The 25,908-nt window shown below is 73.1% G+C and carries 26 protein-coding genes and 1 pseudogene; 20 read left to right on the forward strand and 7 right to left on the reverse strand.

Annotation, left to right across the window (positions count from 1 at the left end):
- Window positions 1-46: 46 nt before the first annotated feature.
- The 9 genes from ACO0M4_RS13305 to ACO0M4_RS13345 all read left to right on the forward strand — a co-directional run bounded on the left by ACO0M4_RS13305 (window position 47) and on the right by ACO0M4_RS13345 (window position 9,720).
- A complete protein-coding gene (locus ACO0M4_RS13305) occupies window positions 47-427 on the forward strand; it encodes a hydrogenase maturation nickel metallochaperone HypA (RefSeq protein WP_430370161.1) in 381 nt (126 codons plus the stop codon).
- Between the two features lie 4 nt (window positions 428-431).
- Entirely contained in the window at window positions 432-1,190 is a 759-nt protein-coding gene (gene hypB / locus ACO0M4_RS13310; protein ID WP_430370163.1) for a hydrogenase nickel incorporation protein HypB, read from the forward strand.
- Window positions 1,187-3,658 carry a carbamoyltransferase HypF gene (gene hypF, locus ACO0M4_RS13315; protein WP_430370164.1) on the forward strand — a complete coding sequence of 824 codons (2,472 nt, stop codon included), beginning with the start codon at window positions 1,187-1,189 and terminating at the stop codon, window positions 3,656-3,658. Before hypB ends, hypF begins: the two co-directional genes overlap by 4 nt.
- 43 nt (window positions 3,659-3,701) lie before the next feature.
- Window positions 3,702-4,001 (forward strand): HypC/HybG/HupF family hydrogenase formation chaperone, encoded by a 300-nt coding sequence (locus tag ACO0M4_RS13320; protein ID WP_430370166.1) that lies wholly within the window; start codon window positions 3,702-3,704, stop codon window positions 3,999-4,001.
- The gene (hypD, locus tag ACO0M4_RS13325; RefSeq protein ID WP_430370167.1) at window positions 3,998-5,122 is read left to right on the forward strand and encodes a hydrogenase formation protein HypD; all 1,125 of its coding nucleotides are present in this window, start codon (window positions 3,998-4,000) and stop codon (window positions 5,120-5,122) included. The genes ACO0M4_RS13320 and hypD overlap by 4 nt, the downstream gene beginning before the upstream one ends.
- Window positions 5,115-6,221, forward strand: coding sequence for a hydrogenase expression/formation protein HypE (gene hypE, locus ACO0M4_RS13330; RefSeq protein WP_430370168.1), 1,107 nt, complete (start codon window positions 5,115-5,117; stop codon window positions 6,219-6,221). The genes hypD and hypE overlap by 8 nt, the downstream gene beginning before the upstream one ends.
- Before the next feature lie 159 nt (window positions 6,222-6,380).
- A complete protein-coding gene (locus ACO0M4_RS13335) occupies window positions 6,381-7,454 on the forward strand; it encodes an AraC family transcriptional regulator (protein ID WP_430370170.1) in 1,074 nt (357 codons plus the stop codon).
- A gap of 84 nt (window positions 7,455-7,538) precedes the next feature.
- Window positions 7,539-8,708 carry a lipase family protein gene (locus ACO0M4_RS13340; RefSeq protein WP_430370171.1) on the forward strand — a complete coding sequence of 390 codons (1,170 nt, stop codon included), beginning with the start codon at window positions 7,539-7,541 and terminating at the stop codon, window positions 8,706-8,708.
- Between the two features lie 253 nt (window positions 8,709-8,961).
- Window positions 8,962-9,720, forward strand: a complete 759-nt coding sequence (locus ACO0M4_RS13345) for a chitinase (protein WP_430370173.1) — start codon at window positions 8,962-8,964, stop codon at window positions 9,718-9,720.
- Between the two features lie 50 nt (window positions 9,721-9,770).
- Here ACO0M4_RS13345 and ACO0M4_RS13350 read toward each other — a convergent pair whose 3' ends face one another.
- On the reverse strand, window positions 9,771-9,935 hold the full coding sequence (locus ACO0M4_RS13350) for a hypothetical protein (RefSeq protein ID WP_430370175.1): 165 nt from the start codon (window positions 9,933-9,935) through the stop codon (window positions 9,771-9,773).
- Complete coding sequence (locus tag ACO0M4_RS13355) at window positions 9,929-10,225, reverse strand: hypothetical protein (RefSeq protein WP_430370176.1); 297 nt, start codon at window positions 10,223-10,225, stop codon at window positions 9,929-9,931. The genes ACO0M4_RS13350 and ACO0M4_RS13355 overlap by 7 nt, the downstream gene beginning before the upstream one ends.
- A gap of 237 nt (window positions 10,226-10,462) precedes the next feature.
- Between ACO0M4_RS13355 and ACO0M4_RS13360 the strand changes: the two genes are divergently transcribed.
- The 3 genes from ACO0M4_RS13360 to ACO0M4_RS13370 all read left to right on the forward strand — a co-directional run bounded on the left by ACO0M4_RS13360 (window position 10,463) and on the right by ACO0M4_RS13370 (window position 12,706).
- The gene (locus ACO0M4_RS13360) at window positions 10,463-11,389 is read left to right on the forward strand and encodes a D-alanyl-D-alanine carboxypeptidase family protein (RefSeq protein WP_430370177.1); all 927 of its coding nucleotides are present in this window, start codon (window positions 10,463-10,465) and stop codon (window positions 11,387-11,389) included.
- A gap of 271 nt (window positions 11,390-11,660) precedes the next feature.
- Window positions 11,661-12,518 (forward strand): hypothetical protein, encoded by an 858-nt coding sequence (locus ACO0M4_RS13365; protein WP_430370178.1) that lies wholly within the window; start codon window positions 11,661-11,663, stop codon window positions 12,516-12,518.
- Between the two features lie 11 nt (window positions 12,519-12,529).
- Entirely contained in the window at window positions 12,530-12,706 is a 177-nt protein-coding gene (locus ACO0M4_RS13370) for a hypothetical protein (protein ID WP_430371432.1), read from the forward strand.
- Window positions 12,707-13,112: 406 nt separating this feature from the next.
- Here the strand turns inward: ACO0M4_RS13370 and ACO0M4_RS13375 are convergent.
- Window positions 13,113-13,238 (reverse strand): annotated as a pseudogene (locus ACO0M4_RS13375) (IS630 family transposase); the annotation flags it as partial.
- A gap of 124 nt (window positions 13,239-13,362) precedes the next feature.
- A complete protein-coding gene (locus tag ACO0M4_RS13380) occupies window positions 13,363-14,646 on the reverse strand; it encodes a Dyp-type peroxidase (protein WP_430370179.1) in 1,284 nt (427 codons plus the stop codon).
- Window positions 14,647-14,841: 195 nt separating this feature from the next.
- On the opposite strand from ACO0M4_RS13380, the gene ACO0M4_RS13385 reads away from it, so the two are divergent.
- Complete coding sequence (locus ACO0M4_RS13385; RefSeq protein ID WP_430370181.1) at window positions 14,842-15,075, forward strand: acyl-CoA carboxylase subunit epsilon; 234 nt, start codon at window positions 14,842-14,844, stop codon at window positions 15,073-15,075.
- Window positions 15,076-15,155: 80 nt separating this feature from the next.
- On the forward strand, window positions 15,156-15,410 hold the full coding sequence (locus ACO0M4_RS13390; protein ID WP_430370182.1) for a hypothetical protein: 255 nt from the start codon (window positions 15,156-15,158) through the stop codon (window positions 15,408-15,410).
- A 49-nt stretch (window positions 15,411-15,459) separates the two neighbouring features.
- Here ACO0M4_RS13390 and ACO0M4_RS13395 read toward each other — a convergent pair whose 3' ends face one another.
- Window positions 15,460-16,863, reverse strand: coding sequence for an MFS transporter (locus tag ACO0M4_RS13395; RefSeq protein WP_430370183.1), 1,404 nt, complete (start codon window positions 16,861-16,863; stop codon window positions 15,460-15,462).
- A gap of 165 nt (window positions 16,864-17,028) precedes the next feature.
- Between ACO0M4_RS13395 and ACO0M4_RS13400 the strand changes: the two genes are divergently transcribed.
- The 4 genes from ACO0M4_RS13400 to ACO0M4_RS13415 all read left to right on the forward strand — a co-directional run bounded on the left by ACO0M4_RS13400 (window position 17,029) and on the right by ACO0M4_RS13415 (window position 21,485).
- On the forward strand, window positions 17,029-17,763 hold the full coding sequence (locus ACO0M4_RS13400) for an ArsR/SmtB family transcription factor (RefSeq protein WP_430370184.1): 735 nt from the start codon (window positions 17,029-17,031) through the stop codon (window positions 17,761-17,763).
- 206 nt (window positions 17,764-17,969) lie between these two features.
- Window positions 17,970-19,529, forward strand: coding sequence for an APC family permease (locus tag ACO0M4_RS13405; RefSeq protein ID WP_430371365.1), 1,560 nt, complete (start codon window positions 17,970-17,972; stop codon window positions 19,527-19,529).
- An 81-nt stretch (window positions 19,530-19,610) separates the two neighbouring features.
- Window positions 19,611-20,444 (forward strand): PP2C family protein-serine/threonine phosphatase, encoded by an 834-nt coding sequence (locus ACO0M4_RS13410; RefSeq protein ID WP_430370186.1) that lies wholly within the window; start codon window positions 19,611-19,613, stop codon window positions 20,442-20,444.
- 63 nt (window positions 20,445-20,507) lie between these two features.
- A complete protein-coding gene (locus ACO0M4_RS13415; protein WP_430371367.1) occupies window positions 20,508-21,485 on the forward strand; it encodes an MASE1 domain-containing protein in 978 nt (325 codons plus the stop codon).
- Between the two features lie 14 nt (window positions 21,486-21,499).
- Here the strand turns inward: ACO0M4_RS13415 and ACO0M4_RS13420 are convergent, their stop codons facing one another.
- Complete coding sequence (locus ACO0M4_RS13420) at window positions 21,500-22,567, reverse strand: ATP-dependent DNA ligase (protein WP_430370187.1); 1,068 nt, start codon at window positions 22,565-22,567, stop codon at window positions 21,500-21,502.
- Window positions 22,568-22,664: 97 nt separating this feature from the next.
- On the opposite strand from ACO0M4_RS13420, the gene ligD reads away from it, so the two are divergent.
- Together ligD and ACO0M4_RS13430 are read left to right on the forward strand one after the other, a co-directional pair.
- On the forward strand, window positions 22,665-23,678 hold the full coding sequence (ligD, locus tag ACO0M4_RS13425) for a non-homologous end-joining DNA ligase (protein WP_430370189.1): 1,014 nt from the start codon (window positions 22,665-22,667) through the stop codon (window positions 23,676-23,678).
- 160 nt (window positions 23,679-23,838) lie between these two features.
- On the forward strand, window positions 23,839-24,183 hold the full coding sequence (locus ACO0M4_RS13430; RefSeq protein ID WP_430370190.1) for a hypothetical protein: 345 nt from the start codon (window positions 23,839-23,841) through the stop codon (window positions 24,181-24,183).
- Window positions 24,184-24,274: 91 nt separating this feature from the next.
- On the opposite strand, the gene ACO0M4_RS13435 is transcribed toward ACO0M4_RS13430, so the two are convergent.
- Window positions 24,275-25,819 (reverse strand): AMP-binding protein, encoded by a 1,545-nt coding sequence (locus ACO0M4_RS13435; protein WP_430370191.1) that lies wholly within the window; start codon window positions 25,817-25,819, stop codon window positions 24,275-24,277.
- Window positions 25,820-25,908 lie beyond the last annotated feature (89 nt).

Genomic DNA, 25,908 nt, shown 5'->3' on the forward strand with positions numbered 1-25,908 from the left:
ATGAAGCCAGCGGCAACCGGTCGTCACACCAGAGAGAGACGGACCGATGCACGAGATGTCCATCGCGCTGGCGGTCATCGACCAGGTGGAAAGCGCGCTACGACCGGCCGGCGCGACCGGGGTCAGCAGGGTCCGGCTCCAGGTCGGCGAACTGGCCGGCGTGGTCCCCGACGCCCTGGCCTTCTCCTTCCAACTCGCGTGCGAGGGCACGGTGCTGGCCGGCGCCGAGCTGATCACCGAACCGGTCGCGGCCCGCGCCCGCTGCGGTTCCTGCGACCGGACCTGGCCGGCGGGCATGCCGCCGCGCCTGAGCTGCCCCGGGTGCGGCGGGGCGTCCGTGGAACTGCTCTCCGGCCGCGAACTGCGGATCGCCGACGTCAGCTGGCAGGACACCCCGGTACCCCCTCCGACGCACGAGGAGCGCTGATCCCATGTGCCGTGTCCTTGAACTGCAACAGGCCGTGCTCGCCAAGAACGACGCCTGCGCCCACACCCTGCGCGAGGAGCTGGCGGGCCGCGGCACCGCGGTCGTCAACCTGCTCTCCAGCCCGGGCAGCGGCAAGACCGCCCTGCTGGAACGGGAACTGACCCTCGCCCGGGAACGCGGGGTGCCGGTCGCGGCGCTCACCGCCGACCTCGCCACCGAGAACGACGCGGTCCGGCTGGCCCGCTCCGGGGTCCCCGTCAAACAGGTGCTCACCGACGGGCTGTGCCACCTGGAGGCCGAGATGCTCGGTGGGCACCTGGACGGCTGGCTGCCCACCGAGACCCGGCTGCTGTTCGTCGAGAACGTCGGGAACCTGGTCTGCCCCGCCTCGTACGACCTGGGGGAGACGCTGCGGGTGGTGCTCGCCTCGGTGACCGAGGGCGAGGACAAACCCCTCAAGTACCCCACCGCGTTCGGCCTGGCCCACCTGGTCCTGGTCACCAAGACCGACATCGCCGCGGCGGTGGACTTCGACGAGGCGGCCTTCCGCGACAACGTGGAACGGGTCAACCCCGGTGCCGAGGTCGTCCGCACCTCGGTCCGCGGCGGCGAGGGCCTCGGGACGCTGCTGGACCGGGCCCTGGCGGCCCGGGACCGCGGGCCGGCACACATTCCGGTGATGACCCGTCAGTCGCACCACGTGCACGACGGCCCGGCGGACCGGGTCGGCGACCGCGGCGCGGTGGGGTCGAGCCGCTCATGACCGTCGGGCAGCCCGGTGCCGGCACCGTTCCCCCCGTTCTCGCATCGGGTGGAGCAGACGAGGCCCGCACCACTGGAGCGCCGTGCACCGCGCGCCCCGCCGAGCCTTCCGCAACGGCCGCCGCCCGCCGCCGGATCACCGTGCGCGGCGTCGTCCAGGGCGTCGGATTCCGCCCGTTCGTCCACGGCCTCGCCACGGAACTGGGCCTGACCGGCCACGTCAGCAACACCGGCGAGGGCGTGGTCGCCGAGATCGAGGGGCCGCCCGGCGCCCTGTACCGCTTCGGAGCACGGCTGCGCGCCGAGGCGCCCCCGCTCGCGTTCGTGGAAGCGGTGGACGGCGAGGACATCGCGGTCACCGGCGGCACCGGCTTCACCATCCTCGCCTCGCACACCCGCGGCCCCGCCCGCACCCTGGTCGCCCCGGACGCCGCCACCTGCGACGCCTGCCTGGCCGAGCTGACCGACCCGGCCGACCGCCGCTACCGGCACCCCTTCGTCACCTGCACGCACTGCGGCCCCCGCTTCACCATCGTTCGCGCGCTGCCCTACGACCGGGCCCAGACCACCATGGCCGGCTTCCCGATGTGCCCGCGCTGCGCGGCCGAGTACGCCGATCCGGCCGACCGGCGGTTCCACACCCAGCCCCTGGCCTGCCACGACTGCGGCCCCCGGCTGCGGCTGCTGGCCGCCGGCCCGGACGACCCCGGCGGCGCGCCGCGCCCGGTGTCCGGTGACCCGGTGGCCGGCGCCCGACGGCTGCTCGCCGACGGCGCGATCGTCGCCGTCAAGGGGCTCGGCGGCTACCACCTGGTGTGCGACGCCGGGAACGACCGCGCGGTGGCCGAGCTGCGGCGCCGTAAGGCCCGCGGCGACAAACCGTTCGCCCTGATGGCGCGTCACCTGGACGACGTGGCCGAGCTGGTGGAGATCGGCACGGAGGAGCGGGCGCTGCTCACCGGGCCGGTGCGGCCGATCGTGCTGCTGCGCCGGCGCCCCGGCGGGCCCACGCCCGGCGCGCCCGTGGTCGCCGCGGCCGTCGCCCCCGGCTGCCCCGACCTCGGGCTGATGCTGCCCTACACCCCGCTGCACCACCTGTTGTTCGGCCTGCCGGGCGACCTTCCGGGACCCCGGCTGCTGGTGATGACCAGCGGCAACGTGGCCGGCGCCCCCCTCGTCACCGACGACGCGGACGCCCTGGTCCGGCTGGCGCACCTGGCGGACGCCTGGCTCGGCCACGACCGGGCGATCCAGGTCCCGTGCGACGACTCGGTGGTCCGGATCAGCGACGGCGAGCCGCTGTACGTCCGGCGCTCGCGCGGCTGCGCCCCGTACCCCGTGCCGCTCCCGGTGCCGGTCCGGCCCGCGCTGGCCACCGGCGGGGACCTCAAGACCGTGCTGTGCCTGGGGGAGGGGCGCCGGGCCTGGCTGTCCGCGCACATCGGCGACATGGACGACCTGGCCACCCAGCTGGCGTTCGAGCGGGCCGGCGCGCACCTGGAGACCATCACCGGGGTCCGGCCGCGGCTGCTCGCCACCGACCGGCACCCCGGCTACCGCACCGGCCAGTGGGCCCGCCGGCACACCCGCGGCAGACCTCTGGTCCGGGTCCAGCACCACCACGCCCACATCGCCGCGGCCATGGCCGAACACGGGCTGGACGGCCGGCAGCCGGTGATCGGCGTGGCCTTCGACGGCACCGGCTACGGCGATGACGGCGCGATCTGGGGCGGCGAGATCCTCCTCGCCGACTACGCCGGGTACCGCCGCTTCGCCCAACTCGGCTACGTCCTGCAGCCCGGCGGCGACACCGCCGTCCGCCGCCCCTACCGGATGGCCCTCGCCCACCTCCGCGCCGCGGGCCTCCCCTGGACCGCCGACCTGCCCCCTGTGGCCGCCTGCCCGCCCGACGAACTACGGCTGCTGGAACGCCAGTTGGACCGCAACCTCAACTGTGCGCCGACCTCCAGCATGGGTCGGCTCTTCGACGCGGTCTCCTCGCTCGCCGGGATCTGCCACCACGCCGGTTACGAGGCCCAGGCCGCCGTCGCGCTGGAGGCCGCCGCCCGCTCCGCCGGCGACGACCGCGGCCCCGGCTACACCTTCGCGCTGCGCACCGGCGCCGCGGCCGGCGGTGGCGCCGCGCTGGTCGCCGACCCGGCCCCGGTCCTCGCCGCGGTCACCGAGGACGTGTCCGCCGGCGCCGGCCCGGCGCTGGTCGCGGCCCGCTTCCACACCGCGGTCGCCGGGTTGGTCCGGCGCTGCTGCGGCCTGGCCCGGGAGCGCACCGGCCTGGCGACCGTGGCACTGACCGGTGGGGTCTTCGTCAACACCCTGCTGGCCGAGGCCGTCGCCCGGATGCTGCGGCAGGACGGCTTCACGGTGCTGCGGCACCGCCTCGTCCCGCCCAACGACGGCGGACTGGCCCTCGGTCAGCTGCTGGTCGCGGCCCGCAGGCGCGACGCCTAGCCCGTATGTACCCGCATCCGCACCCGTACGACGAGGAGGACCCATGTGCCTGGCGGTGCCCGGCAAGGTGATGGAGATCGAGGAACGGGACGGCACCCGGATGGCCACCGTCGACTTCGGCGGGGTGGTCAAGGAGGTGTGCCTGGAATACGTCCCGGACCTCGCGGTCGGTGAGTACGCGATCGTCCACGTGGGCTTCGCGTTGCAGCGGCTCGACGAGGAGTCGGCCCGCCGGACCCTGGCCCTCTTCGAGGAACTCGGGCTGCTCCAGGAGGAGTTCGGAGATCCCTGGGAAGCGGCCGCCGGCCAGGACGAACCACAGGCGCAGGAGGCGCGGAAGTGAAGTACCTCGACGAGTTCCAGAATCCGGAGCTGGCCCGGCGACTGCTGGACGACATCCGCGCCACGGCGACCCGGCCGTGGGCGCTAATGGAGGTCTGTGGCGGCCAGACGCACACCATCATCCGGCACGGCATCGACCAACTCCTGCCGGATGAGGTCGAGTTGATCCACGGGCCGGGCTGCCCGGTGTGCGTCACCCCGCTCTCGGTCATCGACAAGGCGCTGGAGATCGCCGCCCGCCCCGGGGTGATCTTCTGTTCGTTCGGCGACATGCTCCGGGTCCCCGGCACCGACCGCGACCTGTTCCGGGTGCGCAGCGAGGGCGGCGACGTCCGCGTGGTCTACTCCCCGCTGGACGCGCTGAAGATCGCTCAGCAGAACCCGCACCACGAGGTGGTGTTCTTCGGCATCGGCTTCGAAACCACCGCCCCACCCAACGCCATGACGGTCTATCAGGCCCGCAAGCTGGGCATCCGCAACTTCAGCATGCTGGTCTCGCACGTCCGGGTACCGCCCGCGATCGAGGCGATCATGACCTCGCCGAGCTGCCGGGTCCAGGCGTTCCTGGCCGCCGGACACGTGTGCAGCGTGATGGGCACCGACGAGTACCCCGCACTGGCCGACCGCTTCCGGGTGCCGATCGTCGTCACCGGCTTCGAACCGCTGGACATCCTGGAGGGCATCCGCCGCACCGTCCGGCAACTGGAACGCGGTGAGCACACCGTCGACAACGCCTATCCGCGCGCCGTCCGCCCCGACGGCAATCCGGCCGCCCGGGCCATGCTGGCCGACGTCTTCGAGGTCACCGACCGCGCCTGGCGCGGCATCGGCACCATCCCCGCCAGCGGTTGGCGACTCTCCGAGCGCTACCGCGACTACGACGCGGAACACCGCTTCTCGGTCGAGGGCATCGCCACCCGCGAGCCCGCCGCCTGCCGCAGCGGCGAGGTCCTGCAAGGGCTGATCAAACCCCACGAGTGCCAGGCGTTCGGCACCACCTGCACCCCACGCAATCCGCTCGGCGCCACCATGGTCTCCAGCGAGGGCGCCTGCGCCGCGTACTACCTGTACCGCCGGCTCGGCAGCATGCCGACCCCCTTGGAGGCGACCCCCGTTGTCTGACACCACCTCGCGGACCCCCGCCACCGGGCAGGGCCCCCGCGACCTGCCCACCGTCGACATCACCGACTGGACCTGTCCCACCCCGCTGCGCGAGACCCCGCGGGTCGTCATGGGCCACGGCGGGGGCGGGGCGCTCTCCGCCGAACTCGTCCAGCAGATCTTCGTGCCGGCCTTCGGCGGTGAACTCCTCGCCCAGCTGGGCGACTCCGCGGTCTTCGCGCTCGGCGGGCAGCGGCTGGCCTTCTCCACCGACTCCTACGTCGTCCGGCCGCTGTTCTTCCCCGGCGGCTGCATCGGCGACCTCGCGGTCAACGGCACCGTCAACGACCTCGCCATGAGCGGCGCCCGAGCCGCCTACCTCTCCTGCGGCTTCATCCTGGAGGAGGGCGTGGAGATGCCGGTGGTCGCCGGGGTAGCCGACGCGATGGGCGCCGCGGCCCGGGTCGCCGGTGTGGAGGTGGCCACCGGCGACACCAAGGTCGTCGAGGCCGGCCGCGGCGACGGGGTCTACCTCAACACCGCCGGCATCGGGGTGATCCCGCCCGGCGTCGACCTGCGGCCGCAGCGGGTGGTGCCCGGCGACGTGGTGATCGTCAGCGGTGACATCGGCGTGCACGGCGTGGCCATCATGAGCGTGCGCGAGGGCCTGGAGTTCGGCGTCGAGATCGAGAGCGACTGCGCGGCCCTCGGCGGACTCGTCCAGACCATGCTCGCGGTCACCCCCGACCTGCACGTGCTGCGCGACCCCACCCGCGGCGGACTGGCCGCCGCGCTCAACGAGATCGCCACCGCCTCCGCCACCGGCGTGGTCATCGACGAGCGCGCCGTCCCCGTACCGCCGACCGTCGCCAACGCCTGCGCCATCCTCGGCCTCGACCCGATGTACGTCGCCAACGAGGGCAAGCTGGTGGCGTTCGTCCCCCGCGAGCACGCCGACGCCGTCCTGGACGCGATGCGCGCCCACCCGCTGGGCGCCGGGGCCGCGGTGATCGGCGAGGCGGTCGCCGCCCACCCCGGGATGGTGGTGGCCCGCACCCCGCTCGGCGGCACGCGGGTGGTCGACCTGCCGCTGGGGGAGCAGCTGCCCCGGATCTGCTGAGCCGGCCGGGCAGTTCGCCACCGGTCGGCCGGGCGCGCCGGCCCCGGCCGACCGGTGCTGTCGCAGCCGCTGACCTCTTCGCCGCACGCCGCTACGGTGTCGGGCCATGGGCGAACGGAGCACGGGAGCCCTCCCGGCAGGCGGCCGGGGGATCCCGGTATGAGTCGGTTGACGATCGCGGTGCACCACGTGCGGGCGGCGCTGGGCGGGGCGCGGCGGCTCGGCATCGACACCGCACCGCTGCTCCAGGGCGCCGGGATCCCGCCGCTGCTGCTCGCCGACGACCGGGCCCGGGTCACCGCGGAGCAGTTCACCCGCCTGGTCCGGGCCCTGCACCAGGCCACCGACGACGAGTTCCTGGGCCTGGGCCCGGTCCCCAGCCGCCGCGGCACCTTCGCCATGATGTGCCACACCTGCCTGAGCTGCCCGGACCTCGGCTCCGCCCTGGAGCGGGCCACCCGCTTCTACGGGCTCTTCCCCGGCGGCCCCGACCTGGCCGTCGAGACCCACCCGGACGACGGACTCGCCGTCTTCGCCGTCCGTAGCGATCTGCACCACCACGACGAGGCCGCCTTCGTCGCCGCCTGTCTGCTGCTCATCTGGCACCGGCTCGCCGGCTGGCTGATCGGGCGTCGGATCCCGCTGCGCTGGGCCCGGTTCGCGCACCCGGCGCCCGCGTACGCCGACGAGTACCGCGAGCTGTTCGGCTGCCCGGTCCGCTTCGGCGCGCAGCACACCGCGGCCGGCTGGGACGCCCGCTGGCTCACCGCGCCGGTCGTCCGGGACCAGCCCGCCCTGGCCGCCCTGCTGTACCGGGCCCCGGCCGACCTGTTGGGCCGCCGCGACTACGGCACCACCGTCGCCGAGCAGGTGCGTCGCTCCCTCGTCCAGGCGCTGCGGTCCCCGGCGCCGGCGCGGCTGCCGGATGCCGTCGAGGTCGCGGCCCGGCTCGCGGTCAGCCCGGCGACGCTGCGGCGCCGGCTGCGTGCCGAGGGCACCTCGTACCAGCGGCTCAAGGACGCGGTGCGCCGGGATGTCGCGCTCGCCGCGCTGGCCGCCGGGCCGGAGCCGATCGCCGCACTCGCCGCCCGGATCGGCTTCTCCGAGGACGCCGCCTTCCACCGCGCCTTCCGCCGCTGGACCGGCACCACCCCCGGCGCCTACCGGCTGACCGGCACCACGCCACGGCCCGGCGGGCGGCCGCCGGCTGTGACCCGCGGCCAGCAAAGCTGAGCGTTCCGGTCAGCTCCTACCTCACCCGCAACTCACTACGGTCGGCCCAACCACCAAGGCACACAAGCCAGTTGGGAGATCCGTATGCACCTGCGCACCATCGCACCGAGCGTCGCCGCCGCGCTGGCCCTGACCCTCGGCACCGTCGGCGCCGCCGTCGCGGACCCGTCGCGGACCGCGGCCGGCCGCCCCGGCGACATCGTGACCTCCGCCCCCACGTCGTTCCACCCGCTGCCTGGCCAGCCGACCCGCACCCGCGCCTGGCACCTCACCTACCGCTCCACCACCGCCAAGGGCACCCCCACCACCGTCTCCGGCACCGTCCTCGTGCCCGACGACGGCCGCACCGGCCCCCGCCCACTGGTCACCTACGCCGTGGGCACCGTCGGTCTCGGCGACTCCTGCGCGCCCTCGGCCGGCTTCCCCAAGGGCACCACCATGGAGGCCAACCTCATCCAGCAGCTCACCGCCCGCGGCTGGGCGGTCGCGGTCACCGACTACGAGGGCCTGGGCACCCCGGGCGACCACACCTACACCGTCGGACGCGCCGAGGGGCAGGCCGTCCTGGACGCCGCCCGGGCCGCCGAGCGGCTCCCCGAAGCGGTCGCCGCCGGCGTCACCGAGGACTCCCCGGTCGGCGTCATGGGCTACTCCCAGGGCGGCCAGGCCAGCAGTTGGGCCGCCGAACTGCACCGGACCTACGCGCCCGACCTCAAGGTGAAGGGCACCGCGACCGGTGGCGTCCCGGCCGACCTCCTGAAGGTGGCGGACGCCAACGACGGGAACGTCGGCGCCGGACTGATCCTGATGGCCGCCATCGGCCAGAACGCCGCCTTCCCCGAACTGCACTTGGAGAAGTACCTCAACGACCGGGGTCGGCGTGACGTCGCCTTCCTGCGCACCCACTGCGTCGCCGCCGACGTCGCCGCTGGGCTCTTCGAGAGGATCTCCGACGTGACCGTCAGCAATCCGCTGTACCAACCGGACTGGCAGACCCGGTTGCGGGAATCCGCGCTCGGCACCCGGACCCCGGACGCGCCGGTGTACCTCTACCACGGGACCGCCGACGAGTTGATCCCGTACGCCGTCGGCAAGCAGTTGCGCGCCGACTGGTGCGCCCGGGGCGCCCGTGTCCAGTGGACCCCGATACCGCTCGGCGAGCACGTGCTCGGCGCGATCGTGGGCGCGGCACCGGCCGCGGACTGGCTCGCCGGCCGTTTCGCCGACCGGCCGGCCCCCGACAACTGCGCCTGACCGCCACTGTGGCCGCCGCCGCTTCGGGGCGGTCATGCCGGTTCGCCGGGGCGCCGCCCGGGACCTGTAGGGGTATGGACATGCGCACTCGGCCGCCCGTAGGGTGACCTGGTCTAGACCGCAGACCCTCGTTGGTCGCCGCAGCGCGCCCTGTCTGATTACGCGTCAAAAAGTATGTCTCGTACGGCACTTCCCCCCACCGCGGCCGCCCTCCCGGTCCCCCGGAGCCCGGCCGCACGAAGGAGTCACCGCCATGAGATCCCGCCTCGCCGCCCTGTTGAGCGCCACCACCATGGCCGTGGGCCTCGCCCTCGCCGTACCGGCATCGCCCGCGGCGGCCACGGCGGCCTGCCCCTCCTGTACGGCCCCGGCCGGCGCCGCGACCCGGGCGGAGGGATTCGTCGTCAGCGAGGCGCAGTTCAACCAGATGTTCCCGAACCGGAATCCGTTCTACACCTACAGCGGACTGACCGCCGCGCTCAGCGCCTACCCGGAGTTCGCGAACACCGGGAGTGACACCGTCAAGCGCCAGGAGGCGGCGGCCTTCCTGGCGAACGTCGGCCACGAGACCGGCGGTCTGGTCTACGTGGTGGAGCAGAACACCGGCAACTACCCGCACTACTGCGACGCCACCCAGCCGTACGGGTGCCCGGCCGGTCAGGCCGCCTACTACGGACGCGGACCGATCCAGCTCAGCTGGAACTTCAACTACAAGGCCGCCGGCGACGCGTTGGGGATCGATCTGCTGAACAACCCGTACCTGGTGGAGCAGGACGCCGCCGTCGCCTGGAAGACCGCGCTCTGGTACTGGAACACCCAGACCGGTCCGGGCACCATGACCCCGCACAACGCCATGGTCACCGGCGCCGGCTTCGGCGAGACCATCCGCAGCATCAACGGCTCCCTCGAATGCAACGGCGGCAACCCCGGCCAGGTGCAGAACCGGATCGACAACTACACGCGCTTCGTGCAGATCCTCGGCACCACGCCCGGAGACAACCTGAGCTGCTGACCCGAAGGCCGTCGGCGCCGGTCAACGGTCCCCCTTGGCGGACGGCACCGTCACCCGACCTCCGGGGCACGGGTCCGCCGGCGCAGACGCACCGTCGCCGCGCCGAGGAGGACCACGGCCGCCGCGCTGAAGACCACGTTGCCCACAAGTGCCATGCCGTACGGGACGTCCATCTCCCGCGCGTGCGTGAAACCCAGCCAGACATAGGTCAGCAAGGCGCCGGAGGCCAGGGCCAGCCGGTGGTGCGGGCCCCATCCGGGACTGCGTGACCAGCGGGCGCACAGCCCCCCGACGCCGGCCGCATCTGGTCGATCGGCCCCTCCTCCAGCAGCGCGTACGCCGCGGCGAGCAGCAGCATCGTCGGCCAGCCGCAACCGGCCCGCCGCGCCCCCCCTCTGATCAGCAGCGCGCCGCATCCGTACATCGGCGCCAGCATCAACACCGCGGGCAGCGCGGTGATCGGCTGGTTGCCCAGGAGGTACTCACCTACCAGTGGCGCCAGCACGACCAAGGCGAACGCTAGCGGCAACCGGTGGCGAGGGCGGGGTGCAGTGGTGTGGGAGGGCATGCCACCCACCGTAGAGACGGCGGCGTTCCCGGAGTGGGGCAGGCAATGAGGGAGAACGGGGGCTGGCAAACCCGATCTGTCACTCATGACGTTTGATGGAGGGGACACCTCGGCTCAACTGCTCGTCCCGAACACACGGTTCGGAAGAAGCAATACAGGTACGGAGCACTCTCTTTGACTGTCGGAACTCTCACCAAACGCGCAGTCGCCCTCGCGGGTGGCACCCTGCTCGCCCTCTCCCCGCTGACCGCTCAGGCCGCGGCCCCCACCCAGCCCGAACCGCAGCCGACGCTCGCCGCCAAGGGTGCCGCCTTGGCGGACGACACCAGCGGCGACACGCTGTTCGCCAAGGACGCGGACACGGCCCGTCCCATAGCCAGCACCGCGAAGATCATGGCCGCATCCGTGGTGCTCGACACCACGGGAGTCGACCTGGAGCGCCAGGTCCCGGTGCGCCAGGAGTACCGGGACTACGTCACCCAGCACGGCTCCAGCACTGCGGATCTGCAGACCGGCGACCAGGTGACCGTGCGTCAGCTGCTGTACGCAACCCTCCTCCCCTCCGGCGCGGACGCCGCCTACGCTCTCGCCGACACCTTCGGCACCGGCGCCACCAGCGCCGAGCGCACCACGTCGTTCATCGCGAAGATGAACACCAAGGCCGATGATCTCCACCTGCCGCACACGGAGTTCAACTCCTTCGACGGCGCGGGCTCGGACTCCAGCACTCCGACCGAGCTGGCCAAGCTGGCCCAGCACGCCATGAAGAACGACACCTTCCGCACGATCGTCAAGACCAAGCAGTACAAGGGCGAAGCCCCGGCCGCCAACGGCCACACCCGCTACTACACCTGGACCAACACCAACCAGCTGCTCGGCTCGTACGACGGGGTCATCGGGATCAAGACCGGTACGACCACTCCGGCAGGAGACTGCCTGGTCTTCGCGGCCATCCGTGGCGGCAAGACCCTCGTCGGGACCGTGCTGAACAGCGCCGACCGGTACGCCGACGCGGCGAAAATGCTGGACTACGGATTCGGTTCGAGCGCCGCGAGGAGCATGCAGCTGCGCGCGCTCCCGATGGGCGCACAGCGCGACTGATCCGGTCCCAACAGCCCCCGCGCTCTGCCGTCGCGTGGCCTGTGGGCCAGGAAGCCGCGGTGCCCGAGGGAGTCTCGTGCGGGCCCCGCCCCAGTTCGGGCGGGGCCAAGGGTCGGACACGACATCCGCGAACCGTGCGCCTTGTCCTTTCGACCGGGTGAACCGTGTCTAATATGCCGAGCTGTCAGAATTGATCCAGAAATGGACCGATTTGCATCGGTTCGGCGAACCACTTCACGCACTTTGCACATCGAGAAGGGTTACGAGCTCCATGAAGACCTCCCGCACCTTCCCCGCCTCGCGCACCTCCCTGCGTGCCATCTGCGCCGCCGCTGCGCTCGCCGGGGCCGTGGCCGTACCGGCCACCGCGTTCGCCGCGGGCACGCCGGGGCAGCAGGACCGGCCCGCATCCGCCGGCGCCGCGCGCACCGCACCCCAGGCAACGGCCAAGGACAAGGTCAGGGCCGTCTACATCGGCGGCGCCATGGAGGCCGTGATCCACAACGGGGTCTGCGATCTCCAGACGATCGGCAGCGGCAAGCCGTTCGCGACCCTGAAGAAGGGCCAGTTCTACACCAAGGGCCTCTACGTCTACTTCGACGGCACGCGCGTCCATGCCATGCCGCACGGCGTGAGCAACCACGGCAGGATCAAGCCGGGCCCGGTCCGTACGGTCACGCTGACCAACGGCGCGCGGGCCACCGTGCAGAAGGTCAACGGCAGCTACACGGCGAAGATCCACGTCAAGAACAAGCAGATCGCCACCCTCAACTCGACCCACCGGACCGTCACGCACGAGGGCGTGCGCTACACGGTGAACCCGACGGACGGGAAGGTGGCGGTCCAGAGCCTGAAGAAGCGTCAGGGGATGCACGGGACGAAGCGCCGGGTGATCCACGCGAAGGCGCAGATGAACAGCGTCCCGCAGCGCCAGGTGCAGACCCCGGTGACGAGCCAGGTGCAGACTCCGGTGACGAGCCAGCAGGCACAGACTCCGGTGACGAGCCAGGCACAGAACCCGATCTACGACGGCGGGTGGTCGCACCGGACGCGCCACTCGGCGAGTGGTGGACGGGCGAGCGCGGTCGCGATGTCGTTCTCGGCCGCGAGCGCCGGCGGAGGCCGCTGAGAGTGCAGGAGATGCCCGGGTCGAGGCCGGTGCCCGCATCGTCGGCCCGTGCTCATCTGCTCCGGCTGCTCCGGCCCGTCATCTCCGCCGGCGCTCTGGTGCGGGACCACACGATCATCGGCCTGAACTGCCACGTCGGCTTCGCTTCGGAGATCACCCGTACGTCCTGGCCGGCGGCTGCTTCGTGAACCAGCCGCCGTTCGTGGGGATTCTGATCGCGGCGGCAACGTGAACGTCGGGGCGTTCGTCACCACGACGGCGCTGTGCGGCGATGGCGGGACGGTGACCGAACCGGCTACCGTCCCGCCATCGCCGTGCCCCTCGGCGGCCGCCGGAGCAGCACCGGCCGGACGACGTTCGGCGCGGTGACCGGGGCGGGCGTGGCACTCCGCGCCGGTACGGCCCCGGCGCCGGGCACGCTGATCGGCCCGGGGGCCGTGATCTCCCCGCCCCTCCGCGTGCGTGCGGAGGGGCGACGCACGACTCACACGGGGCTGACCGGACGAAGATCCGTATCTTGGCCGCATGCCACATGAGGGGAAAGCGAGACGCTTCCTGAACCGGTGGGGCGGCCCGTCCGGTCCGGCGCCCGGGGGCGCGGTTCCTCCCGGCCGGCGGGCCGAGGTAGCGGCCGACGACGTCACGGACCTTGTCGATGAACGGTGGGTCGGTGGGCAGCTTGAAAGTCTGTGCGCGGTGTGGGGCCAGGGCCTGAGGGGTGGGTGCGGCGACGCACCCACCCCTCAAGCGCACGCCGTTGGGCATCGGTTACCGACCACGGCGGGATCTTCGGTCGTCCAGGACGACTCATACCCAACGCACGGCGGACCGCCGACTCAGGGCCCTACGGGGTGTCCTGCATCAGCCGTGAACCGAACCAGTCTTCCTCGTGCCGCACGCCGGGCAGGACGAAGAAGTAGCCGCCGCCCTCCGGGGTGATGAAGGGGGCCAGCGGCTCGTGCCGCAGTCGGCGCTGCACGGTGGCGAACTGGCGCTGCACGTTCTGCTGGTAGCCGCAGAAGACCAGCCCGAGGTTCATTTGGCCGCGCTGGTCGTAGCCCTGGTCGTAGTTGTAACTCCGGCGCAGGAAACGGGACTTGTCGGAGTGTGGGGTGCGCGGGTTGGCGAGCCGGATGTGCGCGTCGAGCGGGATGGTCCGGCCGTCGGGGTCATCGCGGTAGTCCGGCGGGGAGTCCTCCTTCTCGTGGCCCAGGGGCGCGCCGCTCGCCTTGTGCCGCCCGAAGATCTTCTCCTGGCGGGATACCGCCACGTGGTCCCAGGACTCGGAGTGGAAACGGATCAGCCGCAGCACCTGGTAGCTGCCGCCCTCCGCCCAGTCCGGCTCCCCGCACGACGGCGTCACCCAGATCAGCTGGTCCATCTCCCTCGCCGACTCGGTGTCGGGATTGACGATCCCGTCCTTGAAACCGAGGAAGTTCCGCGGCGACCCCGAGGGCCGCGACGGGTTCATGAACGCGTCCATCCGCCACCGCGGCCGCATCATCCCGTGGGTCTCCCGGCCCAGGTCGCGCAGGACGTGCACGATCGCGTCCGGGTGCTCCGCGCAGACTTGGAGCGACAGATCGCCGTGACAGCGCGCCGGGTCCAGCCGGTCGTTGGGGAACGCCGGCATCGCCTTGAGGTGCCGCGGTTTGTGCCCGGCGAGCCCGAACCGGTCGTCGAAGAGGGACGCCCCGAGGCCCACCGTGACGGTCAGCGAGTCCGGGGTCCGCGGCTCCTCCGCCGTCTTCTCGTCCCACGGCTTCACCCCGGCGGTCAGCACCCGGATCCGCTCGGTGAGCTTCTTCAGCAGCCGGGTCAGGTCCGCCCGGTCCTGCACCAGTACGTCGAACGCCGCGAAACCGGAGAACAACTGTTGCGCGGTGAGGACGCCGGCTTGGTTGTGCCCGTGGAACGGCACCTGGTCCGGTGGCAGCAGCCGGCCGTCCACGGCCCGCTCCGGCGTGGGACCGGTCGCCGACCGGCCCGCCGGCACGGCTGCCGCCGCGCCGCCGCCCAGCCCGGCGCCGGCCGCCACGCCCGCGACCCCCGCCGCGTACTTGAGGAACCCCCGGCGCCCGTCGCCCTGCGCCACTCCCCGGTCGTCGCCGGTCCGCTCACGTCTCATCGCCCAGCCATCCCCACTGCGGCATCCGCCGCCGGTGTGCGTGCCCGTATTTGCGCGCGATCCTCGCCGCCGGCCCGGCGCCGCCTGGGAACAACACGGTCGGGCCCACCGAAATCACGCTTGGGGAGGCCGCCCGGCCGCCGAACGGCGCAGGCCGCCGCGCCGCCACCGGCACCCGCTCCTAGCGTCGGCCGTGTGACCCGCCCGACCGAGGACCCCGCCGAGGTGCCGCTGCGCATCGTCCGGGGCCGTGCCGAGCCCGAAGAGCTGGCGGCGCTCACCGTCATCGTGTGCGGCCGGCTCGCCCAGGCCCGTGCGCTCGCGGACGACCCCCACGAGGAGGCCCGCAACGACGGGCTCACCGAGCTCCAGCTGCGCCACCACCGAGTCCGCTCCGCCTGCTGGGCGGGCTGCTGGACCTGTGGGTGACCGCCGGCCCCCGCCCCGCGGGTGTGCCGGTGCGGACCACGGGCATGCGGAAGGGGGGAACGACCGTGAGGAGCAGCCCTATGACGTTGCCGTGGCGGGAGGACGAGAGCTGGCGCCGCCGCTATCCGCAGCCGGGCCCGGACTGGACCAGCGGGATGCCGCAGGGGACCACCGAGCCGCTGACCCCAATGGGACGGATCGAGCAGTACGGGCGGATGGGCGGCGCTCTGGGAGGCGGCTGGCTCGCCCCCTGGCAGCGGAAGGTGATCACCGCGTGTGGGGTCGGGGCGGTGGTGGTCGTGCTGGTGGCGGCCGGGCTGATCGCCTTCGGCTGAGCCGCGGGCGGTGGCGCGGGCGGGCGGCGCGGGCGGCCCACCCCTCTGGCTAACCGGCCGGATCCGGCCGCCGCGCCGCGCCCGGCACCCAGCGCGCCGCGAGCAGGGCCGCGGCCAGGAACCCGGCGGCCGCGGCCAGCGCCGCGCCGTGCAGCCCCGCCACCAGCCCGCCGGCGGTCAGCGTGCCGAAGACCGCCACGCCGAGGACGCTGCCCACCTGTCGGGCGGCGTTGAAGACCGCGGCCGCCGCGCCGCCGCGGTCACCGGGGGCGGACTCCATCACCGCCGTGGTGGCGGCCGGCATGGTCAGCGCGGTGCCGAAACCGGCGGCGGCCATCGGACCGACCAGCGCGACATAGGGCGTACCGGGCCCCGCGCACAGCCAGCCGGCCAGCCCCGCCGCCCCGATGACCAGGCCCGCCACCATCGGTGGCCGGGGCCCCGTCCGGGCCGTCAGGCGCCCGGCCAGCGCCGAGCCGGCCGCCACCAGGCCGACGGCCGGCAGGAGCGCGAAGCCGGTGCGCAGCGCGCTGTAGTGGTGGACCTGCTGGAAGTAGAGCGGGGCGAGGAACAACAGCCCGTAGAAACCGGTGTTGAGCAGGATGCCGACGGCCGTGGAGGCGGTGAAGGCCCGGTTGCGGAAGAGGGCGAGCGGCAGCATCGGGGCGGGCGCGCGGTGTTCCAGGAGCAGGAACGCGGCCAGGCCGAGCAGCGCGACGGCGAACGCGCCGAGGACGACGGCGCGGGGCCGGCCCGGGGCACCGGCCTCGATGCAGCCGGCCGCCAGGGCCGCCACGCTGATCGCCGCGGCCGTCTGGGCCGGCACGTCCAGGCCACGGCGCGTCGGAGCGGCGGGGGAGCGCGGCACCTGACGGATCGTCAATACCAGGGCGGCCAGACTGGCCGGCAGGTTCACCAGGAACACCGCGCGCCAGCCGAACGAGGCGACCAGCACCCCGCCGAGCACCGGCCCGGCCCCGGCGGCCAGCCCGGCGACCGCGCCCCAGACGCCGAACGCACGGGCGCGGGCGGCCGGTTCCGGGTACGCGGCCCGTAGCAGCGCCAGCGAAGCGGGCACCAGTAGCGCCGCGCCGACGCCTTGGACCAGCCGGGCCAGGACCAGCACCGCGACCGACGGGGCCAGCGCACACCCGGCCGAGGCCGTCGTGAACACCGCCAGTCCGGCCAGGAACACCGTCCGCCCGCCGAACCGGTCGGCCAGTCCGCCGCAGAACAGCAGCAGTCCGGCGAAGACCAGGGTGTAGCCGTCCACCGTCCACTGAAGGCCGGTCACCCCGGCGCCCAGCGCACGGCCCAGGTCCGGTAGCGCCACGGTGACCACGGTGACGTCCAGGATGACCAGGAAGTAGCCCAGGCACACGGCCACCAGGGGGAGCGGTGAGGCGCGTCCGGTGCGTGGCGTGGCGGGTGCGGAGGTGCTGAGTGTCGACATGCGGTCAGTGTCGGGCCGGATCGCTACGGTCCCGGGCGAAACGTTCTCGCCATGGGGCGGCCCGGGGCGGGGCGGGAGCGTGCGGCCGTCGGACCGCCCTCCACAGCGCGCGAGCGCGAGAACGTTTCGTTGGCCGACGAACCGTGCGCGCCGTACGGTCGCGGTATGGACGCCCGGACGGAGCCCGCAACCCGCACCGAGACCGACGTGGCCGAGGTCGCCGCGGCGATCGGCGACCCCTCCCGCGCCAAGGTGCTGCTCGCCCTGGCCGGGGGCGGCGCGCTGCCCGCGAGTGCCCTGGCCGCCGAGGCCGGAGTGAGCAACTCCACCATCAGCGCCCACCTGGCCAGGCTCCGCGAGGCGCGGCTGCTCACCGTCGAACTCGACGGCCGGCACCGCTACTACCGGCTCGCCACCCCCGACGTTGCCCGCGCCCTGGAACAGCTCGCCCTGATCGCCCGGCCGCTGCCGGTGCGCTCCCTCAACGCCGACACCCGCGCCAAGGCCCTGCTGCGCGCCCGCCTCTGCTACGACCACCTGGCGGGCCGCCTCGGCGTCGCCCTGCTGGACGCCCTGCTGGCCGACGGCACCCTCCAAGAGGAGCGCACCGGGCCCGCCCAGGTCTCCTACCTCCTCACCCCGCACGGCCGCCGCGAACTGGCCGCCCTCGGCGTCGACCTGGAACGACTGCCACGCCGCCGCTCCGCGGTGCGCTACTGCATCGACTGGGCCGAGCACCGCCACCACCTCGCCGGTGCGCTCGGCGGCGCGGTCACCGCCCGGCTGTTCGCCCTGGACTGGCTGCGCAACGGCCGGTACCGGAGGGTCGTCCGACCCACCGACGCCGGACGCCGGGGACTCACCGAAACCTTCGGCCTCACCCCCGAGCAACTCGCCTAGGGCCCATCCGACCCTGACCCACCGGACCGGCCCCAGCGCGCCCCTCCTCCTGAACGCCGGCGACCCGCCCTGTGGCGCGAACATGTCGAGTAGGGTCCTGACCAGCGCAGACAGCGAGTCGAGGAGGCCGTTCCGTGGCGGAACGTCAGGTATCGGGTGAACCGGCCGGGGGCGCCGCACCCGAAGTGCAGGCGCAGGAGCGCCGGTTGCGGCGGGACCTGGGGTTCTGGGGACTGACCGGGATCGGCTTCTCCAACATCGTCGGTTCCGGCTGGCTGTTCGCCGCCATGTACGCCGCGCAGACCGCCGGCCCGGCCGCGCTGTTGTCCTGGGTGGGCGCGGGCGTGCTGTGCGGGCTGGTCGCGTTGGTCATGATCGAGCTGGGCGCGTCCCGACCGGAGGGCGGCGGCACCGTCCGCTGGCCGCTGTTCGCCAACGGCCGGCTGGTCGGCACGATCATCGGTTGGTCGGTACTGCTGTCGGTCGGCGGCACCGCCGCCGAGATCAGCGCCATCATGCAGTACACCGCGCACTACCTCCCCGGCCTCTACAACGGCCACACCCTCACCCTCGCCGGGCTGGCCCTAGCCGGCGGCCTGAGCGTGCTGCTGACCGCGCTGAACTGGTTCGCGGTCCGGCTGTTCGCCCGCCTCAACACCCTGGTCTCGATCTTCAAGATCGCGGTACCGGTCGCCACCGTGCTCGCCCTGATCGCCTCCGGCTGGCACGCCGGACGCCTCACCGACCACGGCGGATTCGCCCCCTACGGCTACGTCGCCTGCCTGACCGCGCTGGCCGGCGGCGGCATCGTCTACTCCGTCAACGGCTTCCAGGCCCCACTGGACTTCTCCGGCGAGACCCGCAACCCCCGCCGCACCCTCCCGTGGGCCGTCCTGGCCGGTATCGGCCTGGCGCTCCTGATGTACCTGGCGCTCCAGGTGGCCTACCTGTTCACCGTCCCCGAGCACCTGCTCGGCGGCGGCTGGAAGGGCGTCTCCTTCGACTCCCCCTTCGGGCAACTGGCCCTGATCCTCAACCTGCACTGGCTCTCCACCCTGCTCTACGCCGACGCGGTGCTCTCGCCCGGCGGTTCGGCCTACGTAGGCGTGGCGATCGACGCCCGGCACACCTACGCGCTGGCCAAGAACGGCACCATCCCCCGCTACTTCATGAAGGTCGACGAGGGCTCCGGCATGCCGCGCCGGGCGCTGGCGGTCAACCTCATCGTGATCGTGCTGTTCCTGCTGCCGTTCGGCGGCTGGCAGGACATCGTCAGCGTGATGGGCGACATGTACCTGCTGATCTACGCGGCCTCCGCGGTCGCCGTGGCGGTCTTCCGCACCGAGGCCGGCGGCGGCACCGCCGGATGGGTCCCCGGACTGCGCTGGATCGCCCCGCTGAGCTTCGTGGTGGCCAGCGAGTTCGTCTACTGGTCGGGCTGGCAGCACCTGCGGCTGGCGCTGCCGCTGGTCCTGGCCGGACTGCTGCTCTTCCTGGGGATGCGGCGGCCCGGCGCCCGGGCCGCGCAGGACGACGGCGCCGGGCCACGCCGCCCGCTGGCGGCCGAACTCCGCACCGGCGCCTGGCTGGTGGTCTACCTCCTCGCGCTCACCGCGCTGTCCTGGCTGGGCACCTTCAAGGGCTCCGGTCACCTGCCCGCCCCGTACGACTCGGTCACCGTCGCCGCCGTCGCGCTGGCGGTGTTCTTCTGGGCGGTGCGGTCCGGCGTCGGCCAGCTGACCACGGCCCGGCAGCCCGCAGCCTGAGCCCACGGACCCGGCCGTGGTCCACCGGACCGGCCGCACGGCCGTCAAGCGGATACCGGACCCCCGAAATATGATGGGCCCATGCTTCGGCGTCGTCCCCCGCGGTCGGCGAGCGCCGACGATCTGCTCACCACGCTCGGGCGGCTGACCGCCCAGGCGCGGGAAGGCGCCGAGTTCCAGCGGGCCAGAGTGGAACTGGCCGAGGTCCTGCAGCGCGAGATGCTGCCGGGCGCCCTCCCGGAGCTGCCCGGTCTGCGCACCGCCGCCACCTACGCCCCCGCCCGGCACGGCCTCGCCATCGGGGGCGACTGGTACGACGGGTTCCCGCTGCCGGACGGGTCGCTGGCCTTCTCCGTCGGTGACGTGCAGGGCCATGACGTCGAGGCCGCCGCGTTCATGGGGCAGATCCGGATCGGGCTGCGCGCCGTCGCCGCGTACGCCGCCGACCCCGGCGAGGTCCTCAGCCGGGCCAACGACCTGCTCCTCTCCATCGACTGCGAACTCTTCGCGACCTGCACCTTCGTCCGCTTCGACCCGATGACCTGGGAACTGACCAGCGCCCGGGCCGGGCACGTCCCCGGCATCTGGGCCACCACCGACCGGCGCTGGGGCCTGGTCGAGGACCCCGGGGGCATCCCGCTGGGCGTGTTGCCCGGACAGCGGTATCCGGTCACCCGCCGGCGGCTCACCACGGCGGGTGCGTTCGTGCTGTTCACCGACGGGGTGATCGAGGGGCCGTCGTTCCCCATCGAGGCCGGGCTGGCGCAGGTGGCCCGGCTGGTCCGGGCCAAGGCCGGGGAGGACCCGGCCGAGGTCGCCGGCGCGGTGATGTGCGTGGCCGAACTGACCGGTCACACCGACGACGCCGCGGTGATCGTGCTGCGCCACGACGCGGCGCGGCGCGGGGCCGGGTGAAGCACGGACCGGCAGCGCGTGTCGCGTCCGGCGCCCGGCCACCGGCGTTGTCTGATGGCAGATGTGGTGCGCACCGGGGAAATCCGTCGGATGGCCCCGGCAGCTCTGGGGAACCTCGCGCTCGCCGCCTTCTACTTCGGCGCCGCGAAGGTCGGTCTGCTGGAGCAGGTGGTGGTCGCGGGTGCCGTGGTCACCCCCTTGTGGCCGCCCACCGGCATCGCGCTGAGCTTCCTGCTCCTGCTGGGCCTGCGGATGTGGCCGGGCATCGCCGTCGGCACCCTCCTGGTCCTCTCCACGCTCACCAGCCTGGACCTCGCCGGCTTCGGTGTGGTGGCGGGCAACACCGCCGCCCCGGTGTGCGCCGCTCTGATGCTGCGGCGGGTCGGCTTCCGCATCGAACTCGACCGGCTGCGCGACGGGGTGGCGCTGGTCTCCCTCGGCGCCTTCGCCGCGATGGTGATCAGCGCGACGCTGGGCAGTGGCACCCAGGTGCTCACCGGGGCGCTGCCCGCCGGGGACTTCTGGCGCACCTGGGCCTCCTGGTGGGCCGGCGACGCGATGGGCGTCCTGGTGATCACCCCGCTGGTGCTCGCCTGCCGGATGCTCCGGCCGCCCCGGCACATCCCCCTCTACCGGTGGGTCGAGGCGGCCGCGCTGCTGGCGGCCACGGTGCTGGTCTCATTGGTGATCACCCGTACACCGCTGTCTCTGCTCTTCCTGGTCTTCCCGCTGATCGTGTGGGCGGCGCTGCGGTTCCAGCTGATCGGTGCGGCACCCTGCGTCCTGGTGATCTCGGTCTTCGCGATCAGCGCGGCGAACGGCGGGTACGGCCCGTTCACCGGTCTGAGCCTGCTGGAGACCATGGTCAACCTCCAGGCCCTCAACGCCTCCGCCGCGCTCACCGCGCTGCTGCTGTCGGCGATCGTCACCGAGCAGAGCACCATCCGCCGACGGATCGAGCAGGTGTGTCGGGAGCTCGCCGAGGTGGTGGACCGGCTGGCGCCGGGGGAGAGCCGGCGCCGCTGGCCACCGGAGGGCTGACCGGCCGCCCCGCGTCAGTCACCCAGCAGCTCGCCCAGGTCGTAGCCGACCGGCTCTTCCAACTGCGCGTAGGTGCAGCTCTCCGGTGTGCGGTCGGGCCGCCAGCGGCGGAACTGCGCGGTGTGCCGGAACCGGCTGCCCTCCATGTGGTCGTAGCCCACCTCGCACACCAGCTCCGGGCGCAGCGGCACCCACGACAGGTCCTTGCCGCCGCTCCAGCGGCTCGGTCCGCCCGGCATCCGGCGGGCATCGTGCGCCGCCTCGTCGGCCCAGTCGCCCCAAGGGTGGCCGGTGGTCTCGTCGTCGGCCATCCGCAGCGGCGCCAACTCCTCGACCAGGGCGCGCCGCCGGGCCATGGGGAACGAGGCGCACACCCCGACGTGCTGGAGGTGCCCCGCGTCGTCGTGCAGCCCGAGCAGCAGCGAGCCGACCACCGGCCCGCTCTTGTGCAGCCGGTAGCCGGCGACCACGCAGTCGGCGGTCCGGGCGTGCTTGATCTTGTACATCACGCGGTCGCCCGGCCGGTACGGCAGGTCCAGCGGCTTGGCGATCACCCCGTCCAGCCCCGCTCCCTCGAACTGCGCGAACCACCGCTGTGCCAGCTCCCGGTCGGTGGTGGCGGGCGCGGTGTGCACCGGCGCCCGGGCCGGCCGCAGCGCCTCGACCAGGGCTTCCCGGCGGGCCGTCTGCGGTTCGTCCAGCAGTGACGCGGAGTCCAGCGCGAGCAGGTCGAAGGCGATGAGCGAGGCGGGCGTGCGGGCGGCCAGCGTCCGTACCCGGGAGTCGGCCGGGTGGATGCGCTCCAGGAGTTCCTCGAAGTGCAGCCGGCCGTCGTGTGCGATCACCACCTCGCCGTCGAGCACACAGCGCGGCGGTAGTTCGGCCCGCGCCGCCGCAAGCACCTCGGGGAAGTAGCGGCTGAGGGACTTGGTGGTGCGGCTGGCGATCTCGACCTCGTCGCCGTCCCGGAAGACGAGGACGCGGAAGCCGTCCCATTTGGCCTCGTACTGCATGCCGGCGGGGATCTTCGCCACCGGCTTGGCGAGCATGGGGGAGACCGGGGGCATCACGGGCAGGTCCATGGTCCCGATCCTGCGGGCCGCCGCCCGTTCCTGCCCGCCGGGACGGACCGGCCGGTCCCGGCGGGCGGGGGCTCCCGGCGGAACCTAGCGTGGAGGCATGGCCAGATCCCGAGCTGTGGAGCTGGAAGTCGCGGGTCGCGCGGTGCGCGTGTCGAACCCGGACAAGACGTACTACCCGGAGCGTGGGTTCACCAAGCTGGACGTCGCCCAGTACTACCTGGCCGTCGCGGACGGGGTACTGCGGGGCCTGCGGGACCGGCCGACCACCATGCAGCGGTTCCCGGACGGCGTAGCGGGCGAGTTCTTCTACCAGAAGCGGGCCCCCAAGGGGCTGCCGGACTGGCTGCCCACCGCCCGGATCACCTTCCCCAGCGGACGGTTCGCGGACGAGATGTGCCCCACCGAACCCGCCGCCGTGGTCTGGGCGGCCAACCTGGGGTGTCTGACCTTCCACCCCTGGCCGGTCCGGCGCGCGGACACCGAGCACCCCGACGAACTGCGGATCGACCTCGACCCGCAGCCCGGCACCGGCTTCGCCGACGCCGTCACGGTCGCGCACGAACTGCGCGCGCTGTTGGCCGAGCACGGGCTGCGCGGCTGGCCGAAGACCTCCGGCGGCCGCGGCGTGCACGTCTATGTGCCGATCCGCCCGCACTGGACGTTCACCGAGGTCAGACGGGCCGCCATCGCCGTGGCACGGAGTCTGGAGCGGCGGCTGCCGCAGCTGGTGACCGCCGCCTGGTGGAAAGAGGAACGCGGCGCGAAGGTGTTCGTCGACTACAACCAGATGGCCCGTGACCGCACCATCGCCTCGCCGTACTCGCTGCGCGCCCGCCCCCGGGCGACGGTCTCCACCCCGCTGCGCTGGGAGGAACTGTCCGACGCCGCGCCCGAGGACTTCGACCTGCGGACCGTGCCGCCCCGGTTCGCCGAACTCGGCGATGTCCACGCGGACATGGCGGACCATGCCTTCGGCCTGGAGTCGCTGTTGGAACTGGCCGACCGGCACACCGCCGACGAGGGCCTGGGAGACCTGCCGTACCCGCCGGACCACCCGAAGATGCCCGGCGAACCGTCCCGGGTCCAGCCCAGCCGGGCCCGCAAACACTGACCGGTCACGGGAGTGCGCTCGGCCCGCCGCCCCGGCGGCGGTGCCTCGATCGGCCCAATTCCGGCGGCCGTTGGAGTGGTCGCGCGCCGCGCCTGCGAGGAACGCATCGGCACGAGGTACCCATCACGTGTCCGATTTCCTGCCAATCAGGAGTAACGCAATGCGCAAGTACATAGGGCGTTCCCTGGCCGCCGCGGCGCTCGCCGCCGCGACCGTCGTCCCGGTCGCCGGTATGGCCCAGGCGGCCCCTCAGGGCCAGACCGTCGCGGTGAGCGGCGACCACGGACGTGGTGACCACGGCCGCAACTTCCGTCACCACCGGCACGACGACGAGTGCGGCGGCTTCTTCGGCTTCGGTCGGTTCGGCAACGAGGGCCGGGAAGGCCATCACGGTCGCGAAGGCCACCGCGGTCGTGAGCACCGGGAGGGCTGCGAGGGCCGCGAGGGCCGCAATTTCGGGCTGCTCGGGCTTATCCTCCACGGCCTGTTCGGTTGGTGGTTCTGACCGTAGGCAGCCCGGCGGGCCGCCGCAGTTGCGTACTGTGGCGGCCCGCCATCGTCGGCCCGGCGCCGGTGTTCCGGACCGGCCGGCCGGATCAGACCGCGGCGCCCGACTCCTCGGCGCGGCGCCGGAGTTCCTTCTTGTCCGGCTTGCCCGCGTCGGTCAGCGGCAGCGCGTCGACGAAGGTGATCCGGGCCGGTTCGTACATCGCGCCACGGACCTCGCGCACCATCGCGCGCAGCTGCTCCGCGTCGACGTCACCGCCGGGGGTCCGCACCACCGTCGCGTGCACCCGTTCCATCCGGTCCGCGTCGCGGACGCCGTAGACGGCGCTCTGGAGTACCTGCTGGTGCGAGTTCAGCAGGTCCTCCAGCTCGGTGGTGTACACATGGCCGCCGACCACGACGATCATGTCCTTGAGCCGGTCGACGATGGTCAAGTAGCCCTCGTCGTCCAGGAATCCGACGTCCCCGGTGTGCAGCCAACCGTCCCGCAGTACCTCCGCGGTGAGCTCCGGCTGCTTCCAGTACCCCTGCATGATCATGGCGGAGCGGACGCAGACCTCGCCGTGCTCGCCGGCCGGCAGATCACGCCCGGACTCGTCACGGATCGCCACCTCGACGTCGGGCAGCACCTTGCCGGCCGAGCGCAGCCGGTCGGGGCGGTCCGGGTCGTGGTCCTCGGGCAGCAGCACGCTGATGCCGCCGGCCTCGTTCTGGCCGTAGCCCTGCAAGAGCACCGGCCCGAACGCCCGGACCGCGTCGGCCAGTCGGGCCGGCGATGCCTGGCAGCCGCCGTAGGTGACCATCCGCAGGCTGGAGGTGTCGGTGTGCGGGCGGTCGGGGTGGTCCATCAGCTGGTACAGCAGCGGCGGCAGCAGGAACAGCGCGGTGATCCGCTCGCGCTCGATGGCGGCGAGGACCTCCTTGGCGTCGAAGTCGTCGAGGAGGACGACGGTGCCGCCGGACTGCAACATGGTGTCGGCCATGTAGCCGGCCGCGTGGGCGAGGGTGGTGCAGACCAGCTGCCGGTGCTCTACGTCCTCGTATTCCGGGAGCACGCCCTGGAACCACCGCACCTGCTCGAAGGTGGTGCAGATGCCCTTGGGGTGGCCGGTGGTGCCGCCGGTGTGGCGGATGGTGCAGATGTCCTCGGGCCGGGCGTCGGCGGTGAACGGCTCGTCGCTCTGGCCGGCCGCCAGCTCCAGCAGGTCGGTGCCCAGCTTGGCCGGACCGAGTACCAGGACGTCCGGCACGGGCGCCAACTCGACCAGTTCCGCGGCCCGTTCGGCCAGCCGCGGGTCGACGATCAGGGCGCGGGTCTCGACGTCGCGGACGATCGCGGCCTGGGAGTCGACGGAGAGCTTGTTGTACAGGTGGTTCACCCGGGCGCCGACGAGGTTGGCGGCGTAGCGGGCGGCGACGGTCTCGGGGAGGTTGCCGCTCAGCAGGGTGATGGTGGTGCCGCGGGTGACTCCTCGGTCGCGCAGCGCGCGGGCCATCCGCAGGACCAGGGTGCGGAACTCGCCGCCGGTGACCCGGCGGCCCTGGTGGACCAGGACCTCGCGGGCCGGGTCGCGGTTAAGTGCATCGAGGTTCTCCTCCACGTATGTGCGGAACGGCTGGTCGGATATGGGCATTGAGGGTGTCCTCCTGACCCCGGCGGCGTACGGGGGTACGTCGGTGGTGCGACAATGATTATTGGTTGCCTCCAGCAACTAAAGTCAGA

Source organism: Streptomyces sp. RGM 3693, from assembly GCF_050471125.1.
In the GTDB taxonomy this organism is placed as follows: domain Bacteria; phylum Actinomycetota; class Actinomycetes; order Streptomycetales; family Streptomycetaceae; genus Streptomyces.

Coding starts and splice junctions, on each gene's coding strand:
- ACO0M4_RS13305 (WP_430370161.1), top strand. CDS start 47: ATGCACGAGATGTCCATCGCGCTGGCGGTCATCGACCAGGTGGAAAGC.
- hypB (WP_430370163.1), top strand. CDS start 432: ATGTGCCGTGTCCTTGAACTGCAACAGGCCGTGCTCGCCAAGAACGAC.
- hypF (WP_430370164.1), top strand. CDS start 1,187: ATGACCGTCGGGCAGCCCGGTGCCGGCACCGTTCCCCCCGTTCTCGCA.
- ACO0M4_RS13320 (WP_430370166.1), top strand. CDS start 3,702: ATGTGCCTGGCGGTGCCCGGCAAGGTGATGGAGATCGAGGAACGGGAC.
- ACO0M4_RS13335 (WP_430370170.1), top strand. CDS start 6,381: ATGAGTCGGTTGACGATCGCGGTGCACCACGTGCGGGCGGCGCTGGGC.
- ACO0M4_RS13340 (WP_430370171.1), top strand. CDS start 7,539: ATGCACCTGCGCACCATCGCACCGAGCGTCGCCGCCGCGCTGGCCCTG.
- ACO0M4_RS13345 (WP_430370173.1), top strand. CDS start 8,962: ATGAGATCCCGCCTCGCCGCCCTGTTGAGCGCCACCACCATGGCCGTG.
- ACO0M4_RS13365 (WP_430370178.1), top strand. CDS start 11,661: ATGAAGACCTCCCGCACCTTCCCCGCCTCGCGCACCTCCCTGCGTGCC.
- ACO0M4_RS13370 (WP_430371432.1), top strand. CDS start 12,530: ATGCCCGGGTCGAGGCCGGTGCCCGCATCGTCGGCCCGTGCTCATCTG.
- ACO0M4_RS13380 (WP_430370179.1), bottom strand. CDS start 14,646: ATGAGACGTGAGCGGACCGGCGACGACCGGGGAGTGGCGCAGGGCGAC.
- ACO0M4_RS13390 (WP_430370182.1), top strand. CDS start 15,156: ATGACGTTGCCGTGGCGGGAGGACGAGAGCTGGCGCCGCCGCTATCCG.
- ACO0M4_RS13395 (WP_430370183.1), bottom strand. CDS start 16,863: ATGTCGACACTCAGCACCTCCGCACCCGCCACGCCACGCACCGGACGC.
- ACO0M4_RS13400 (WP_430370184.1), top strand. CDS start 17,029: ATGGACGCCCGGACGGAGCCCGCAACCCGCACCGAGACCGACGTGGCC.
- ACO0M4_RS13410 (WP_430370186.1), top strand. CDS start 19,611: ATGCTTCGGCGTCGTCCCCCGCGGTCGGCGAGCGCCGACGATCTGCTC.
- ACO0M4_RS13420 (WP_430370187.1), bottom strand. CDS start 22,567: ATGGACCTGCCCGTGATGCCCCCGGTCTCCCCCATGCTCGCCAAGCCG.
- ligD (WP_430370189.1), top strand. CDS start 22,665: ATGGCCAGATCCCGAGCTGTGGAGCTGGAAGTCGCGGGTCGCGCGGTG.
- ACO0M4_RS13430 (WP_430370190.1), top strand. CDS start 23,839: ATGCGCAAGTACATAGGGCGTTCCCTGGCCGCCGCGGCGCTCGCCGCC.
- ACO0M4_RS13435 (WP_430370191.1), bottom strand. CDS start 25,819: ATGCCCATATCCGACCAGCCGTTCCGCACATACGTGGAGGAGAACCTC.